This is a genomic window from Nocardiopsis sp. TNDT3 (assembly GCF_003427465.1).
In the GTDB taxonomy this organism is placed as follows: Bacteria; Actinomycetota; Actinomycetes; order Streptosporangiales; family Streptosporangiaceae; genus Nocardiopsis; species Nocardiopsis dassonvillei.
The window spans coordinates 1-16,367 of record NZ_QPFC01000053.1; the positions used below are offsets into that span (position 1 = coordinate 1).

19 protein-coding genes are annotated in these 16,367 nt (G+C 71.8%); 3 read left to right on the top strand and 16 right to left on the bottom strand.

What is annotated here, in order from left to right:
- Positions 1-55 precede the first annotated feature (55 nt).
- The 4 genes from DQW06_RS01455 to DQW06_RS01470 form a co-directional block, all read right to left on the bottom strand.
- Positions 56-847, bottom strand: a complete 792-nt coding sequence (locus DQW06_RS01455; RefSeq protein WP_013154931.1) for a succinate dehydrogenase/fumarate reductase iron-sulfur subunit — start codon at positions 845-847, stop codon at positions 56-58.
- Positions 844-2,886, bottom strand: a complete 2,043-nt coding sequence (locus DQW06_RS01460) for a fumarate reductase/succinate dehydrogenase flavoprotein subunit (protein WP_117197821.1) — start codon at positions 2,884-2,886, stop codon at positions 844-846. The genes DQW06_RS01455 and DQW06_RS01460 overlap by 4 nt, the downstream gene beginning before the upstream one ends.
- A 26-nt stretch (positions 2,887-2,912) precedes the next feature.
- Positions 2,913-3,725 (bottom strand): hypothetical protein, encoded by an 813-nt coding sequence (locus tag DQW06_RS01465; RefSeq protein WP_071622728.1) that lies wholly within the window; start codon positions 3,723-3,725, stop codon positions 2,913-2,915.
- A 577-nt stretch (positions 3,726-4,302) separates the two neighbouring features.
- Positions 4,303-5,253 (bottom strand): LysR family transcriptional regulator, encoded by a 951-nt coding sequence (locus DQW06_RS01470; RefSeq protein WP_013154928.1) that lies wholly within the window; start codon positions 5,251-5,253, stop codon positions 4,303-4,305.
- A gap of 130 nt (positions 5,254-5,383) precedes the next feature.
- Here DQW06_RS01470 and DQW06_RS01475 point away from each other — a divergent pair, with 130 nt between their 5' ends.
- Genes DQW06_RS01475 through DQW06_RS01485 form a run of 3 tightly spaced genes read left to right on the top strand, consistent with a single transcriptional unit; the run spans position 5,384 to position 8,730 of the window.
- Complete coding sequence (locus DQW06_RS01475) at positions 5,384-6,040, top strand: succinate dehydrogenase cytochrome b subunit (RefSeq protein ID WP_071622727.1); 657 nt, start codon at positions 5,384-5,386, stop codon at positions 6,038-6,040.
- The gene (locus DQW06_RS01480) at positions 6,041-7,987 is read left to right on the top strand and encodes a fumarate reductase/succinate dehydrogenase flavoprotein subunit (protein WP_013154926.1); all 1,947 of its coding nucleotides are present in this window, start codon (positions 6,041-6,043) and stop codon (positions 7,985-7,987) included.
- Positions 7,984-8,730, top strand: coding sequence for a succinate dehydrogenase/fumarate reductase iron-sulfur subunit (locus tag DQW06_RS01485; protein WP_013154925.1), 747 nt, complete (start codon positions 7,984-7,986; stop codon positions 8,728-8,730). Before DQW06_RS01480 ends, DQW06_RS01485 begins: the two co-directional genes overlap by 4 nt.
- 69 nt (positions 8,731-8,799) lie before the next feature.
- On the opposite strand, the gene DQW06_RS01490 is transcribed toward DQW06_RS01485, so the two are convergent.
- The 12 genes from DQW06_RS01490 to DQW06_RS01545 all read right to left on the bottom strand — a co-directional run bounded on the left by DQW06_RS01490 (position 8,800) and on the right by DQW06_RS01545 (position 16,224).
- A complete protein-coding gene (locus DQW06_RS01490; RefSeq protein WP_019611357.1) occupies positions 8,800-9,000 on the bottom strand; it encodes a hypothetical protein in 201 nt (66 codons plus the stop codon).
- Between the two features lie 143 nt (positions 9,001-9,143).
- Positions 9,144-9,344, bottom strand: coding sequence for an Arc family DNA-binding protein (locus DQW06_RS01495; protein WP_071622726.1), 201 nt, complete (start codon positions 9,342-9,344; stop codon positions 9,144-9,146).
- A gap of 65 nt (positions 9,345-9,409) precedes the next feature.
- Entirely contained in the window at positions 9,410-9,742 is a 333-nt protein-coding gene (locus tag DQW06_RS01500; protein WP_019611356.1) for a PRC-barrel domain-containing protein, read from the bottom strand.
- On the bottom strand, positions 9,739-10,128 hold the full coding sequence (locus tag DQW06_RS01505; protein ID WP_071622725.1) for a hypothetical protein: 390 nt from the start codon (positions 10,126-10,128) through the stop codon (positions 9,739-9,741). The genes DQW06_RS01500 and DQW06_RS01505 overlap by 4 nt, the downstream gene beginning before the upstream one ends.
- A gap of 1 nt (position 10,129) precedes the next feature.
- A complete protein-coding gene (locus DQW06_RS01510; protein WP_117197822.1) occupies positions 10,130-11,359 on the bottom strand; it encodes an NRAMP family divalent metal transporter in 1,230 nt (409 codons plus the stop codon).
- The gene (locus DQW06_RS01515; protein ID WP_117197823.1) at positions 11,356-11,856 is read right to left on the bottom strand and encodes a hypothetical protein; all 501 of its coding nucleotides are present in this window, start codon (positions 11,854-11,856) and stop codon (positions 11,356-11,358) included. The genes DQW06_RS01510 and DQW06_RS01515 overlap by 4 nt, the downstream gene beginning before the upstream one ends.
- 119 nt (positions 11,857-11,975) lie before the next feature.
- Positions 11,976-12,941 carry a hypothetical protein gene (locus DQW06_RS01520; RefSeq protein ID WP_117197824.1) on the bottom strand — a complete coding sequence of 322 codons (966 nt, stop codon included), beginning with the start codon at positions 12,939-12,941 and terminating at the stop codon, positions 11,976-11,978.
- Between the two features lie 183 nt (positions 12,942-13,124).
- Positions 13,125-13,763 (bottom strand): hypothetical protein, encoded by a 639-nt coding sequence (locus DQW06_RS01525; RefSeq protein ID WP_013154920.1) that lies wholly within the window; start codon positions 13,761-13,763, stop codon positions 13,125-13,127.
- A 161-nt stretch (positions 13,764-13,924) separates the two neighbouring features.
- Positions 13,925-14,560 (bottom strand): GNAT family N-acetyltransferase, encoded by a 636-nt coding sequence (locus DQW06_RS01530; RefSeq protein WP_117197825.1) that lies wholly within the window; start codon positions 14,558-14,560, stop codon positions 13,925-13,927.
- A 51-nt stretch (positions 14,561-14,611) separates the two neighbouring features.
- Positions 14,612-15,364 carry a TrmH family RNA methyltransferase gene (locus tag DQW06_RS01535; RefSeq protein ID WP_013154918.1) on the bottom strand — a complete coding sequence of 251 codons (753 nt, stop codon included), beginning with the start codon at positions 15,362-15,364 and terminating at the stop codon, positions 14,612-14,614.
- Between the two features lie 36 nt (positions 15,365-15,400).
- On the bottom strand, positions 15,401-15,790 hold the full coding sequence (locus DQW06_RS01540; protein ID WP_013154917.1) for a hypothetical protein: 390 nt from the start codon (positions 15,788-15,790) through the stop codon (positions 15,401-15,403).
- 50 nt (positions 15,791-15,840) lie between these two features.
- A complete protein-coding gene (locus DQW06_RS01545) occupies positions 15,841-16,224 on the bottom strand; it encodes a DUF3054 domain-containing protein (protein ID WP_117197826.1) in 384 nt (127 codons plus the stop codon).
- Positions 16,225-16,367: the final 143 nt, after the last annotated feature.

Sequence of the window (16,367 nt, forward strand, 5' to 3'; positions counted from 1 at the left end):
ACCCGGGAACGCACCCCCGGGTCGGCGGACGGGACCGGCCTCGGGCCAGGTCCGATCAGGCCAGGTCCGAGTACCGACCGACGTTGGGCACCGGCGGGGTGTCCTTGGGCCGCACGCCGATCTTGGACCCCAGCCACACCAGCGGGTCGTACTTGCGGTCCACCACCCGCTCCTTGAGCGGGATCAGCGCGTTGTCGGTGATGCGGATGTTCTCCGGGCACACCTCCGTGCAGCACTTGGTGATGTTGCAGTACCCCAGCCCGAACTCCTCCTGGGCGATGAGCCTGCGGTCGGCGGTGTCCTCGGGGTGCATCTCCAGCTCCGCCACCCGCATGAGGTAACGCGGACCCGAGAAGTGCTCCTTGTTCTCCTCGTGATCACGGATCACGTGGCAGGTGTTGTTGCACAGGAAGCACTCGATGCACTTGCGGAACTCCTGCTGGCGTTCCACGTCCTCCTGGCTCATCCGGAAGTCGCCCGGGGCCTTGGCCGGATCCGGTGTGAACGAGGGGATCTCCCGCGCCTTCTGGTAGTTGTACGACACGTCGCACACCAGGTCCCGGACCACCGGGAAGGCGCGCATCGGCGTCACCGTCACCACCTCGTCGTCCTCGAACACGCTCATCCGCGTCATGCAGGACAGCCGGGGACGGCCGTTGATCTCCACCGAGCACGAACCGCACTTGCCCGCCTTGCAGTTCCACCGCACCGCCAGGTCCGGGGTCTGGGTGGCCTGGAGGCGGTGCAGCACGTCGAGCACCACCTCGCCCTCGTTGACCTCGACCCGGTACTCGGCGAGCCCGCCCTCGCCCGAACCCCGCCACACCCGGAACACACGCTCGCTCATGACTGGCCCTCCTCGGCCGCGCCGTCCGCCGCCCCCGACGCGGGCAGCTCCTCCTCCGTCAGGTACTTGGCCAGCTCGTCGCGTTCGAAGAGGGCGAGCAGCCCGGCCGGGATGTCGGCGAGCGCGAGCCGCGACAGCGACACCCGGTCGGAGCGGTCGGCCCGCACCGCCAGGTTCACCCGCCGCCACTCGGCCGACATGCCGGGGAAGTCCTCGCGCGTGTGCCCGCCGCGCGACTCCGTGCGCTCCAGGGCGGCCGCGGCCACCGCGCGCGAGACCAGGACCATGTTGGGCAGCGCCAGCGCCAGGTGCCAGCCCGGGTTGTAGACCCGGTCGCCCGGCGCGCTGAGCGCGCGCGACCGCTCCGCCAGCTCCTCCAGCCGTTCCAGGGCCCGCTCCATCTCCGGACCCCTGCGGATGATGCCGACCAGGTCGTTCATGGTCTCCTGGAGTTCGGCGTGCAGCGTGTACGGGTTCTCGCCGCCTTCCGCCCTGAGGAAGCGCAGCGCGTACGAGGACGCCTCGTCCGCCGCCCGGTCCAGGAGCCCGGCCGGTGCGGGCCGGTCGCCGAGCCCGTCCACGTAGGCCGCCGCGCCCAGCCCGGCCCGGCGCCCGAACACCAGCAGGTCCGACAGGGAGTTGCCACCCAGCCGGTTGGAGCCGTGCATGCCGCCCGCCACCTCACCGGCCGCGAACAGCCCGGGCACGTCGGAGGCGGCGGTGTCGGCGTCCACCCGCACCCCGCCCATCACGTAGTGGCAGGTGGGGCCCACCTCCATGGGTTCGGCGGTGATGTCCACGTCGGCCAGCTCCTTGAACTGGTGGTGCATGGACGGCAGCCGCTTGACGATCTCCTCGGCGGGCAGGCGCGTGGACACGTCCAGGAACACGCCGCCGTGCGGCGAGCCCCGCCCCTCCTTGACCTCGGTGTTGATCGCCCGCGCGACCTCGTCGCGGGGCAGCAGCTCCGGCGGCCTGCGGTGCCCCGCGGGGTCGTCGTACCAGCCGTCGGCCTCCTCCTCGCTCTCGGCGTACTGGGAGCGGAACACGTCCGGCACGTAGTCGAACATGAACCGCCTGCCCTCGGAGTTGCGCAGCACGCCGCCGTCCCCGCGCACCGACTCGGTGACGAGGATGCCCTTCACCGACGGCGGCCAGACCATCCCGGTGGGGTGGAACTGGACGAACTCCATGTTGATCAGGGAGGCCCCGGCGCGCAGCGCCAGCGCGTGGCCGTCGCCGGTGTACTCCCAGGAGTTGGAGGTGGTGCGGAAGGCCTTGCCGATGCCGCCGGTGGCCAGGACCACCGAGGGCGCCTCGAACAGGACGAACCCGCCGTCCACCCGGCGGTAGCCGAACGCGCCGACGATCCGGCCCGGCGTCCTTCCGCCCCCGGCCGGGTCCGCACCCGTGTTCCCGCCCGAGCCCGCGTCCACAGCGGTGGCCCCGCCCGCGCCGCCGTCCGGCCGCACGGCCGCGTCGTCCTCCGTGATGAGCCGGGTGATCGCGGTCTCGGCGAACACGCGGATGCGCGCCTCGGGGTCGCCCAGCTCCGCGGCGTCCTGCTGCTGGAGCGCGACGACCCGCTGCTGGAGGGTGCGGATCATCTCCAGGCCGGTGCGGTCGCCCACGTGCGCCAGCCTCGGGTACTCGTGGCCGCCGAAGTTGCGCTGGCTGATCTTTCCCTCGGCGGTGCGGTCGAAGAGCGCGCCCCAGTACTCCAGTTCGAGGATGCGCTCGGGCGCCTCGCGGGCGTGCAGCTCGGCCATGCGCGGGTCGTTGAGGAACTTGCCGCCGCGCACGGTGTCGCGGAAGTGCACGCGCCACCCGTCGTCGGGGTTGGCGTTGCCGAGGGCGGCCGCCGCGCCGCCCTCGGCCATCACGGTGTGGGCCTTGCCGAACAGCGACTTGGAGATGACCGCGGTGCGCTTGCCCTGCTCGCGGGCGGCGATCGCGGCCCGCAGCCCGGCTCCGCCCGCCCCGATCACCACGACGTCGTAGGCGTACCGGGTGATCCCGGGTTCTGCTGTGGGGGGCATCTGGTCGTGCCTTCCTTCCCCTTGGCTCAGTTGAGGATGCGCAGGTCGTTGATGGTGCCGCTGGCGACCAGGGCGATGTAGGCGTCCGTGAGGATCAGGGTCGCGATGCTCAGCCAGCCGAAGTACATGTGCCGGTGGTTGAGCACGGACAGGCGGCCCCACATCCAGTAGCGGACGGGGTGCCTGCCGAAGCTGCTCAGCCGTCCGCCGAAGATGTGGCGGCACGAGTGGCAGCTGAGCGTGTAGCCCCACAGCATGAGCACGTTGACGAGCATGATCAGGTTGCCCAGCCCGATGCCGAAGCCGCCCTCGGCGCCGTGGAGGAAGGCGATCAGCATGTCCCACGTGTTGATGAGCGTGATGACGAAGGCCGCGTAGAAGAAGTAGCGGTGGCCGTTCTGGACCAGCATCAGGGGGCGGGTCTCGCCGGTGTAGGCGCCGTGGGGCTCGCGCACGGCGCACGCCGGGGGAGAGAACCAGAACGAGCGGTAGTAGGCCTTGCGGTAGTAGTAGCAGGTCAGCCGGAACAGCAGCAGGATCGGCAGGCTGACCAGGGCGTAGGGGATGAGCGGCGGGAACTCCACCGGCAGGCGTCCGAACAGGGCCGCGTCGGGCGCGCACTGCTGCGCGATGCACGGCGAGTAGAACGGGGTCAGGTAGTGGTGTTCCTGGACCCAGTAGTGGTCCTGCTGGAACACCCGCAGGGTCGCGTAGACGACGAAGGTGGCCAGCCCCAGCGCGGTGAGGAGGGGGCCGAGCCACCAGGTGTCGGTGCGCAGGGTTCGTTGGGGGATGCGCGCCCGGCCGCCCCCGGGGCCTGCGTTCTCGGTCGCTGTCACCGTTGTCTTGCACCTCCTGTGGGAAGGTCCCGGTCGGGCGGGGCGCGGTACCCGCCTGCTTCGGCCGCGACCGCCGCGCCGGACGGCCGCGGGGAGGAGCCGTGGCGAACCGTCCCGCAACGCAACGTTAGGGCGTTGTGATCACGGTCACGTCCCGGAGGGCGGGAGGCGTCGGGGAAAGCTATGTGAAATGCGCCACTTCTAAGCGCTTATTTGGGGAGTTTTGTCGCCTTAAGTGGCCAAAAATCCCTTATGGCAGTGGGGTTGCTTCAGGGGCGCCGGTGGCGTGTGGTAAAGGAGTCTGCCGCCCGAATCCGGCAGCGGTCGCCCCGGAGCGTGGCGCTCCGGCAGGCGCGCGGAGGGCGCGGGTGCCCGGGGCGGGTGGACGTGGAGCGTCCGCCGACGGGTTGCCGGGTTCGGGTCGGCCGGAAGTGTTACCGGTGTGGCGCCAGCGGCCCCGGCCCGTGGCGAAGGGGCGCGGGTGCCCTTCCGGGCGGGCTTATGGGCGAGGCCGCCCGGGGGCCTGACGGGTTAGTCCGTTTAGTCCGTCCCGCCCTCCGGGGAGGGGTCCGGCGGGTCAGTCCGCCCCGTCCTCGGGGGAGAGCAGGACCTCCAGGTCCGGGCCCAGGTCCTGCGGCGACATGCCCAGCAGGTAGCCGTTGAGGTGCCGGCGGAACGCCTCCGCCGAGTGCGAGGGCTCCACGTCCCGGCGCCGCGCCAGCGCCACCGTCCGCAGCAGGCGCGGCCGGGCCAGCGGGGTTCCGCGCAGGCTCTGCCGGTTGCGCAGCACCATGCTCGGCACCACGGCCAGCCCCATGCCCGCCTCCACGAACCGCAGCACGGCGTCCATCTCCCCGCCCTCCACGGCCAGCTCGGGCTCGAACCCGGACGCCCGGCACGCGCGCAGCGTCGCCTCGCGCACGTCGTAGCCGCGCCGGAACATCACCAGCGGGCGGCCCCGCAGCTCGGTGATGCGGATCGAGGCCCGCCCGTTGGGGGAGGGGCCCGACATCGGGCTCGCCACCACCAGGTTCTCCCGCAGGATCGGCGTCGTGGAGAAGTCGGGGTCGCTGCTGTGCAGCGGCAGGATGATCAGCGCCAGGTCCAGCTCGCCCCGCCCCAGGTCGCGGATGAGGTCGCGCGAACCGCTCTCCTCCACCTGGAGTTCGATGCCGGGGAAGCGGGTATGGAAGTCGGCGAGCACGTCGGCCAGCAGCCCCGCGCACAGCGACGGGGTCGCGCCCAGCCGCACGCGGCCCCGGCGCACCCCGGCCAGTTCGGCGACCTCGCGCCGGGCCGTCTCCAGGTCGGCGAGCATGCGCTGGGCGAGCGGAAGCAGCGCCTCACCGGCCGGTGTGAGTGTGATGTTTCCCCGGGCACGACTGAATAACGGCGCACCCAGCTCCTGTTCGAGGCTGCGGATCTGCTTGCTCAGACTGGGCTGTGCGACGCGCGAAAGCTCTGCTGCGCGGGTGAAATGGCGTGTGCGGGCCACCGCGACGAAGTAGGCCAGCTGCTGGAACTGCATGCTCCATAGCCTACGTCTATCGACTCAAGCATCCTGATGACTTGGACGCCGACTTAACCAGAACTTACAGTGACAGGCTGTGGCGAACAGTACCTTGACCAAGAAGCGGTCTACGGCCTACGGGTCCACGGTGGCGCTCAAGGCAGCGATGGCGATCACCGGGGCGATCCTCGTGCTGTATTTGATCGCGCACATGTACGGCAACCTGAAAGTGTTCTCGGGCCAGGAGGCTTTTGACGGCTACGCCCACAGCCTCCGGGAGCTGGGCTACCCGCTGCTGCCCGAGAGCGGATTCCTGTGGATCTTCCGCATCGTCCTGCTGGCGAGCGTCCTGATCCACATCTACGCGGCGGTGACACTGTGGGCCCGCGCCCGCAGAGCGCGTCCGGCGGCCCAGCGCTACCAGGTGAAGAAGAGGGTGGCCCGCAGCTACGCCTCCTACACCATGCGCTACGGCGGCGTCCTGGTCGCGCTGTTCGTGGTCTTCCACATCCTGCACCTGACCACGAACACCATCGCCCCCGGCGGCGCGTCCGACAGCCCCTACGAGCGGCTCGTGAACGGGTTCCAGCCCGAGTTCTGGTACGTGACCCTGTTCTACATCCTGTCCGTGATCGCCGTGGGCCTGCACCTGCGGCACGGCATCTGGAGCGCCCTGGCCACCCTCGGCGCCAACCAGGCCAGCCGTCAGGGCAAGCTCAACGCGGTCGCCGTGGGTCTGTCGCTGATCGTGACGGTCGGCTTCCTGCTCCCGCCTCTGGCGGTCACCTTTGGACTGGTGAGTTAATTGTCTGACAACGACTTCTACCGCGTCGGCGACCCGATCCGGGACGAGAAGGCCCCCGAGGGCCCGATCAACGAGCGCTGGGACAAGCGGCGCTTCTCGGCCAAGCTGGTCAACCCCGCGAACCGGCGCAAGCTCTCGGTGATCATGGTGGGCACCGGCCTGGCCGGCGCCTCCGCGGCCGCGACCCTGGGCGAGGCGGGCTACAAGGTCACCTCGTTCTGCTACCAGGACAGCCCGCGCCGCGCGCACTCCATCGCGGCCCAGGGCGGCATCAACGCCGCCAAGAACTACCGCAACGACGGCGACAGCATCTACCGGCTGTTCTACGACACCGTCAAGGGCGGCGACTTCCGCTCCCGCGAGTCGAACGTCTACCGCCTGGCCCAGACCAGCGTCGAGATCATCGACCAGTGCGTCGCCCAGGGCGTGCCCTTCGCCCGCGAGTACGGCGGCCTGCTCGACAACCGCTCCTTCGGCGGCGTGCAGGTCTCGCGTACGTTCTACGCGCGCGGCCAGACGGGGCAGCAGCTGCTCATCGGCGCCTACCAGGCCCTGGAGCGCCAGATCGCGGCGGGCAGCGTCAAGATGCACACCCGCCACGAGATGCTGGAGGTCATCGTCGTGGACGGCCGCGCGCGCGGCGTCATCGTCCGCGACATGGTCACCGGTGAGATCGAGACGCACTTCGCCGACGCCGTGGTGCTGGCCACCGGCGGCTACGGCAACGTGTTCTTCCTGTCCACCAACGCGATGGGCTCGAACGTCACCGCGACCTGGCGCGCGCACCGCAAGGGAGCGCTCTTCGCCAACCCGTGCTACACGCAGATCCACCCGACCTGCATCCCGGTCAGCGGCGACTACCAGTCCAAGCTGACCCTGATGAGCGAGTCGCTGCGCAACGACGGCCGCATCTGGGTGCCCAAGGCGCACGGGGACACCCGCGACCCGCGCCAGATCCCGGAGGAGGAGCGCGACTACTACCTGGAGCGCATCTACCCGGCCTTCGGCAACCTGGTGCCGCGCGACATCGCCTCCCGCGCCGCCAAGAACGTCTGCGACGAGGGCCGCGGCGTGGGCCCCGGCGGTCTGGGCGTCTACCTGGACTTCGCCGACGCCATCGCGCGCATGGGGCAGGACGCCGTCGAGGCCAAGTACGGCAACCTGTTCGACATGTACCAGCGCATCACCGGCGAGAACCCGTACGAGGTTCCGATGCGCATCTACCCGGCCGTGCACTACACCATGGGCGGTCTGTGGGTCGACTACGACCTCCAGAGCTCCATCCCGGGCCTGTTCGTGACCGGTGAGGCCAACTTCTCCGACCACGGCGCCAACCGCCTGGGCGCGAGCGCGCTGATGCAGGGGCTGGCGGACGGCTACTTCGTCCTGCCCAACACCATCAACGACTACCTGTCGTCGGGCCCGTTCGAGGCCCTCGACGAGTCGCACCCCGAGGCCGTGGCGGCCAAGGAGCAGGTGACCTCCCGCATCGACAAGCTGCTCTCCGTCCAGGGCTCCCGCACCGTCGACTCCTTCCACAAGGAGCTCGGCCACATCATGTGGGAGTACTGCGGCATGGAGCGCAGTGAGGAGGGCCTGACCAAGGCCATCGAGCTCATCCGGGCGCTGCGCGCCGAGTTCTGGCGCGACGTCAAGGTGCTGGGAACCAACGAGGAGTTCAACCAGGCCCTGGAGAAGGCCAACCGCGTGGCCGACTTCCTGGAGCTGGGCGAGCTCATGTGCATCGACGCCCTGCACCGCCGCGAGTCCTGCGGCGGCCACTTCCGCGCCGAGAGCCAGACCGAGGACGGCGAGGCGCTGCGTCACGACGACGAGTTCGCCTACGTGGCCGCCTGGGCGTTCGGCGGCGATGACAGCAAGCCCGTGCTCCACAAGGAAGCCCTGGAGTACGAGTACGTCGAGATGAAGCAGCGGAGCTACAAGTGAACATCACCCTGCGCGTATGGCGTCAGAAGGGGCCGGACGACGAGGGTCGGCTGGCCACGTACAAGCTCACCGACGTCTCCCCGGACATGTCGTTCCTGGAGATGCTCGACGTCCTCAACGAGAAGCTCACGCTGGAGAACGAGGACCCGGTCGCCTTCGACCACGACTGCCGTGAGGGCATCTGCGGTGCCTGCGGTGTCGTGATCGACGGTGAGGCGCACGGCCCCGAGCGCACCACGACCTGCCAGCTGCACATGCGCAGCTTCAACGACGGCGACACCATCACGGTGGAGCCGTGGCGGGCCAAGGCGTTCCCGGTCGTCAGGGACCTGGTCGTGGACCGCGGCGCGTTCGACCGCATCATCCAGGCGGGCGGCTACATCAGCGCCCCGACGGGTACCGCGCCCGACGCCCACGCCAACCCGATCCCGAAGCCGGACGCGGACCGCGCGTTCGACGCCGCGACCTGCATCGGCTGCGGCGCGTGCGTGGCGGCCTGCCCGAACGCCTCCAGCATGCTGTTCACCGCCGCGAAGGTCACGCACCTGGGCATGCTCCCGCAGGGACAGCCCGAGCGGGCCTCGCGCGTGGTGAAGATGATCAACCAGCAGGACGAGGAGGACTTCGGCGGCTGCACCAACATCGGTGAGTGCGCCGCGGTCTGCCCGAAGGGCATCCCGCTGGACACGATCTCGCAGCTCAACCGCGATCTGCTGGGCTCGCTCAGCAAGGGCGTCGGCTGACCGCCGCCCCCTGTCGCACCGCACGGGCCGCGCTCCCCCGGGGGCGCGGCCCGTCGCCGTTCGCGGAGGTCACTCCGCCGGACGGCGGGGCGGTTCGGCGTCCTGCTCCACCGTCTTCCGGGACTGCTCCGGGACCCTGTGCGCCTGGCGGCTCGCGACGAAGTCCTCGACGGCGGTGATCACCGCGGCCTCGACGCTGACGCCGTCCCGCTCCGCGACCTCCCTGATCAGGGCATGGAGGCCGTCGTGCATGTGCAGATGCATGTCCATGGCACGAAGGTAGCGGCTGCCGGGTCCGGGCGTGGGGAAAACGCGGAGACCGACGCCTCCGGGCGCGTGCGCGGCCCGTCGCCGTTTTCCGGGAAGGGTCGCGTCGATGACCGCGACGGCGTCTGCCTTGGTCAGGTAGGGCGTCATTCGGCCAGCCCCGCCAGCAGTTCCGCGTCCTCCTCGGCGATCTCCAGCGCGTACCGGCGCACCTTCTCGGTCCGACGGTTCGCGAGGAACTCCCTGAGCGCGATGACGACCTCGGTGTTGACGCTGTTGCCGTCCTCCTCGGCGGCCTGCCTGACCTCCGCGTGTACGTCCTCGGGCAGGCGCAGACGCATGTTCATGCCGAGATGGTAACCGGAAGCGGTATCGCTCTTTGACAGGCAATGGAAAGCCCCTCCGTAGCGGCTCAGCCCTCGTGCTCGCGCCAGTGCCGGGGCAGGTCCCCGTACCCGACGCCGATCTCCACGGACTCCCCGTCCAGGCTCCGCACGTCCTCCCAGGCCACGTACCGCTCGTGGCGGCGCATCCAGCCCAGCACCCGGTGCCAGGGGGAGGGCGGCTCCAGCGAGCCCCCGTAGCCGAGGCGGCCCGCGAACGCGCCCCGGCCCAGCACCAGGCCCAGGACGGTGTAGACCTCCCCGTCGCGGCGCACGACCACGTCCTGGACCTCGCTGACCGTCCGGCCGGAGCCGTCCGTGACCCGGCGGCCGAGCAGCTCGCTGAACAGGAACCCGCTCACCGCCCCGCCCCCGGGATCCGGCCGATGACGTTGCGGCTCAGCCACCTCTCCGCCGCGCGGCTCCCCTCGGGCGCGGGAGTGGACAGGCGGGTCGTGGGGGAGAATTCCTCGACGTCGCCCACCGGAATCCGCACGGGCTCGTGCTCGGAGGGCCGCAGCCTCCTCAGCACCGTGCGCCACAGCCTCCCCAGGCGCCCCGAGAGCCTGGGGCCCAGGGCGGCGGAGTCGGTGAGCAGCGCCGCCATGGTCGGAGAGGCCCCCTCCTCCCAGGAGAACTCGACGTCGTCCGCCTTGCCCACCGGCTGTCCGTCGCGGTCGACGATCTGTCGGTCCAGCACGGTGAAGCCGATCCGGAACACGGACTCGCGCTCCCGGTCCTTCGGCATCTCACTGCCCCGCTTTCGTGTAGAGCATGAGGGGGACGGCGACGACCGACACCGCGAGCAGCAGGACCAGGTAGACCGAGCCCACGATGTTGGTGAACCGCGAGTTCACCCGGTCGCCCAGGTAGCGGCGGTCGTTGGCGACCACGAAGATCGGCAGGTAGGTCAGCGGCAGCGCCACCGCCGACAGCACGATGCTGTACTCGACCACCTTGACCGGGTCGATCCCGGTGAGGACGAAGAGGGTGCCCGCCACCAGGCCCAGCAGGATGACGGAGTGGAAGAGGGCCGCCCGCACGGGCGGCCGGGTCTTGCCCCAGGGCCAGCCGAAGTACTGGGCCACGCTGTAGCCCGATGCCAGGGCCGACTCCAGCGCGGCGCCGAAGGTGGCCGCGAAGAAGCCCACGACGACCACGACCAGCCCGAGCTTGCCCAGTGCCGCCACCACGGGGAGCGCGACCTGGCCCAGGTCCTCCACGTGGACGTCGGCGGGCATGAGCCAGGCCGCGGCGCAGCCCATGATGGCCAGGGCGAGCAGGCCGCCCACCGGGAAGCCGAGGAAGATGTTGACCCTGGCCGTGGCCAGGTCGCGGGGGGTCCACCGCTCCTCCACCCCGCTGGAGGAGAAGAACAGGACCGAGTAGGGGGTCATCGTCGCGCCGAACAGCGCGATCGCGTAGTAGGCCCACACCGACCACTCCTCGTCCGGGGGAGGGGAGGGGCTCGCGGCGCTGGCCGCGAGACCTCCCCAGTCGGGCTCCAGCCGCCACAGGGCGAAGGCGAACACGACCAGGGCCAGGCCGAGCAGCCCGTAGGTCTTCTCCATCCACCCGAACGGCATCCGCCACACGACCACCCAGACCAGGAACCCGGCCACCGGGACCCACAGCAGGTAGTGGACGCTGCTGGCCAGTTCGAGGGCGAGCGCGATACCGCCGATCTGCGCCGACATGGTCAGCAGGGTGATGACGTAGGACGCCAGCAGGTTGGCCAGGCCCGCGCGGGCGCCGAGCCGCTCGCGGACCAGGTCGAAGACGGCCCGGCCGCTGACGGCCGTGACGCGCGCCGCCATCTCGGTGAAGAGCATGATCCCGACGACGCCGAGGGGGATCACCCAGGCCAGGGACATCCCGAAGCGGGAGCCGACCACGGAGGCGGAGACCAGGTCGCCGATGTCCAGGAACCCGCCGACGGCGGTGAGCATGCCCAGGGTGAAGGACAGGAGGATCCTCACCGCAGCTCCTCCTGGAGCTTCGCCAGCGCGTCGGCGGTCCCGCGGAGCTCCTCGGCGGCCCCGGCCACCCCGTCGCGGTCCTCCCGCCCCAGCGCGATGCGCAGGGCGGACAGGCCGTGGACGGCGGCGTCGGACAGGTCCGTCACCTCGTCCCGCAGGCCGTCACAGCCCGGAGAGGGCGGCTGGAGGGTGCCGAAGGTGTCGGTGAGGGACCGGGCCGAGTCCTCCGCGTCCTTGGCGCTGACCTCCAGGTAGGGCCGGAACGCCCGGTCGTCCTCGGCCAGTTCCGCGACCAGCGTCCCCGTGCGGACGGCCGACAGCAGGTCCCCGGTGGTCTGCCGGGCGTCGTCGAGGTAGGCGTCACCGGTCAGCGCCGGGGCGGTACAGGCCGCTGACGCCAGCGCGAGGGCCGCCGCCAGGGCGGTGGGAGCGCACCGCGCGAGGAGGCCCCCGGACCTGCGGGGACGCCCCGGACGTGGCCATTCGCTACCCGTCATGGCTCAGGACCCTAACCGCGCGGGGTCCGGCGACCGGGCCCATCCGCGGCGTGTCACCCGGACGTTCGCGGTGTGTCGTCCGGCGGCCGTGCCGAGCCTCGGGGCGGCAGCCGACTCCCTCAGGTCCGGTAGCGCCGCGCGACCGTGTGGAAGGCCTCCTTGGGCTCCCAGGACGACGGGTCGTCCCCGGCCGTGCGCACCACGCCGAACCCGGCCGCGTCCAGGTCGTACACGGGGTCCTCGCTGTGCGGGAAGCCCGGCATGGCGAACGTGAACACGAACGCGCCGTGGACCCCCCGCTCCCGGTACAGCCCCAGCAGCGCGTCCAGGTACCCGGCCTGCACGGCCTCGTTGCGCGCGGTGCCCCGGCGCAGGCGCGGCGGGTCGGCGAACCAGTTCACCGCGAGGAAGGACGCGGCCCCCCGCAGGTCGGCCCCGTCGTGGGCGCCGCAGCCGAACTCGGTGATCACCAGGGGCTTGCCGCAGCCGTCCCGGAGGGCGTCCAGGCGCCGTTCGTAGGCGTCGGCGTCGGTCCCGGACCGGTACAGGTTCACCCCGGCCAGGTCGAAGCCCGACCAGTCCACCTCCTCCCAGGCCCCGGCCCCGTAGGTCACCGGCCCCCCGAAGTGCTCGCGGGCCACGTCCAGGGCAGCGGCGAGCAGCGAGGCGAGCCTGCGCCGCATCCTCCGTTCGAAGGGGCGGCGCAGCCACGGGCGGGTCACGAACTGGAGGCGGGCGAGTTCGCTCCGGCCGGGGAGCGGGCCGGGGGAGGTCAGCGAGAACTCGGTGCCGACCATGAGGGTCACGCGGCCGGGGTGCTCCAGGCGCAGTTCCTCGGCCATGCGGGCGGTGGCGGCCAGGTGCTCCAGCCGCTCCGCGAGCGGCGGGTTCTCCGGCTGCGGGCGCACCCACACGTCCAGGCCCGCCTCCAGGGCGGCGCGCGAGGCGGCCCGCTGCCGTCCGGTGTCGGCGCCGATCAGCATCACCGAGGTGCAGTGCAGGTCCTCGCGGATGACGCGCATGTCGCGCGCCGCCGCGTCCTCGGACACGTTGTCGGTGTGGTGGGAGATTCCTCGGATGTCCACGCGCCCATCCTGTCAGGGGGTGCGGTGGAGCAGAAGGCCCCGATCCGTCCGGGTTCCGTCCCGGGCCCGTCCCCGGCCGGCCTCCGCGTGCGCCGGGACCCCGGAGGCGGCGGGGGCGGCGGACCGCCGGGCTCCGGGGGGCGCCGGAACGCCCGGGGCTGCGGGCCGCCGGACGAGCGGACCTCAGAAGGCGGCGGGGCGCAGCATGCAGTAGGTCGAGGGGGCCGCCGGGGGGTGGACCGCCCGCACCACCCGGAAGTCGTAGTCCTCGTAGTAGCCGATGTCCGCCGGGTCCGCCGTCTCCAGGTAGACCGGCACGCCGTCCGCGTCGGCCCGGGCCAGGCCCTCGCGCAGCAGTCGCGCCCCCGTGTCGGTCCCGTCCGTCGCCGGGTCGGCGCCCAGCACGCACAGGTACCAGTGCGGACCCTCCGGCACGGACGCCCTGACCTCGCCGTTGTACCAGGTCAGCTCCGGCAGCCGGGACAGCCCCACCAGGCTGAACCAGTGCGGCAGCGACCGCAGCGGGACCGCGGCTCCCTCCCGACCCGCGCCGGGCGGGGTCCACAGGGCCGCGCCCCGTACCACCGGGACGCGCGCGGGGCCCTCCGGGGACTCCGCCACGGTGGCGTGGCCGCCGGGGACGTGCCCGAACCCGGCCAGCAGCGCGCACGCGCGGAAGTTCTGCGCCATGCGCAGGTCGTCGTCCGGGAAGAGCCACCGGAAGAGCGGGTCGTGGTAGAGGGCGCGGCCCAGAACCCGGGCCACGGCGGGCACGTCGTTCATGGTCGCGGTGCGGACCGGCTGTACCGCTGTGGGGGTCACGGGCGCTGCCTCTTCCCTGGGGCCGGGGTCCCCCTGTGCCTGGGGCTCCGATCACCGCTCATGGTAGGGCGCGCGACCGTCGCGGGTGGGGCGTTTTCCCGGGAAAGGACGGCTCTCCGGGAAGGGACGGCTCCCGGAGGGGGCAGCGGGTCCGCGGGGCCTCAGGAGGGTTCGCGCAGCAGGAAGTAGTTGGTTCCCGCCTCGGGGCTCTGCGCCTCCCGGACCAGCCGGAACCCGAACCGCTCGTAGAAGCCGACGGTCTTGGGGTTGAGCGTCTGGGTGAACACCGGCAGGCCCTGGGAGTCGGCGCGGTCCAGACCCGAGGTGAGCAGCCCCCCGCCGACGCCGGTGCCGACGGCGGCCGGGTCCACGCCCAGCGCCGCCAGGTACAGGTGGGGCTCCTGGGGCGCGGCCAGCTTCCACTCGGCGAACACGCGCACGAACGCGGCCAGCCGGGTGCGGCCGATCAGGGGACCCCAGTGCGGCCAGGTGCGCAGCGACACCAGCTGGCCCTCGGGGTTGGCGGTGGGCGGAGCCCACAGCGCCGCGCCGCGCACCACCGGCGCGTCCTCGCTGCCGTCACTGGTCTCGGCGACCCGTGTGTCACCCGAGGGGACGTAGCCGAAGCCCGCGGTCAGGGCGAAGAAGCGGCGGGTCCGGGCCATCCGCATCTCGTCGTCGGGGAACAGCCACCGGAAGAGCGGGTCCTCCTGCGCTGACCTGGCCAGAACGCGCGCGACACCGGCGACGTCGTCCATCGTGGCGGTACGGGAGGCTGCTGTGACGGTTGGACTCATCCCGAAATCTCTCTGATAGGGGCCTTTCGACCATGGTAGATCACGGAACCATCACGACAGTGCCGTGGTGGGGGTCGGGGAGTCCGCGGAGAAGGCGGCCGGGACCGGCTGGTCGAACACGTGGGCCCGCACCCAGGCGTGCATGGCGATCGCGGCCGCGGCCCCGGCGTTGATCGACCGGGTCGAACCGAACTGGGAGATCGACAGCACCGCCCGGCAGACCCGCCGCACCTCCTCGGAGAGCCCCGGCCCCTCCTGCCCGAACACCAGCACGGCGTTCCTGGGCAGCGGGTAGGTCTCCAGCGGCACCGAACCCGGCAGGTTGTCCACGCCGAGCAGCGCCAGGCCGCGCTCCTCGGCCCACGCCACCAGCGCCTCGGTGTCGGGGTGGTGGTGGACGTGCTGGTAGCGGTCGGTCACCATCGCGCCGCGCTTGTTCCAGCGGCGGCGGCCCACGATGTGCACGGCCGCGCACCCGAACGCGTTGGCGGTGCGCACGACCGAGCCTATGTTGAAGTCGTGTGTCCAGTTCTCGACGGCGACGTGGAAGGGGTGGCGCACGGTGTCGAGGTCGGCGACGATCGCCTCGCGTCGCCAGTACCGGTAGCGGTCCACGACGTTGCGGCGGTCGCCGCCCGCGAGCAGTTCGGGGTCGTAGTGGTCGCCCTCGGGCCAGGGGCCCTCCCACGGGCCCACGCCCACCTCGCGCGCCTCGTCCTCGCCGGCTCCGTCCGCGGGCTCGCGGGAGGCGGGACCGCGGACGGAGCCGGAGGGAGGGAACTGGGGTGCGGGGTGCTCGTTCATCCGTTCCAGCTTACGAACGCTCCGCGGTGGGACCTCCTACAGGTGGATGTCCCCGTGGAAGTCGCGGCCCTGGAACACGCGCGCCCTGCCGCTGACGTCCCCCTGGATGCTGTTGTGCACGGCTCCGTCGCCCTCCTGGACGAACTCGCGGCGCAGTTCCCCCATCAGCGCGCGCACGGCGGGGTCCTCGCCCTCCGCCCGCTCCAGGTGCGCGGCGACGGCGGCAAGCGCCTCGGGGTCCTCCGGCTCCAGGAGTGCGTCGTCCAGGACCTGCTGGGATTCGGGGTCGGAGCGAAAGCGCGCGAAGACCGCCTTGCGCAGGGACTTGAAGGCGGCGACGGTGCCTTCGGTCGCCGCCTCGGTGATCTTGCCGACCGCGCCGGTGACGACGGCGGCGGCGATGGCGAGGGTGACGGGATCGGCCACGGGGGGCTCCTTCGTGAGGGAGGTTGCGTTCCGCGACCCAGTCTTCCCCCTCAGGCGCGGCGCTGTCTCCTCCTCGCGACGAGAAGCGCCACCCCGCGCCAGCCGAGCATGGTCGCGGCGAGGAACAGGGAGGTGACGATGACGAAGCTGGTCGGGGCGCCCTCCCCGAGGAACACGCGCACCGCCATCCCGCCGACCACGGTCACGGCCCACACGAACAGGCCCGTCGGCCAGATCCGGACAGGGGCGGTCCAGGCGCGGGTGACCGCCCAGCCCAGGGCGGTCGCGGCGGCGAAGGGCCATGCGGTCCAGGCGATCTCGGCCAGGGCCGTGCCGGTCCCGTGGTCGGTCCTGCCGATCACGACGAAGGCCAGCACGCAGACCAGGTCGGCCAGCAGCGCGGCGAGGGCGCGCGGAGCGGTGGAGGAACGCATACGGCCAGGCTATGCCCGGGCCGCGGGAACGGCCGGGCGGGGCGGGCGCAGCGTCGCGACGTGTCGGTGGAGCACGTCCGGTGCGTCGCGTCGGTGGAGCGCGGGCTCCGGTCGCGGGCCGGTTCGGTGGTGGGTGCGGGGTC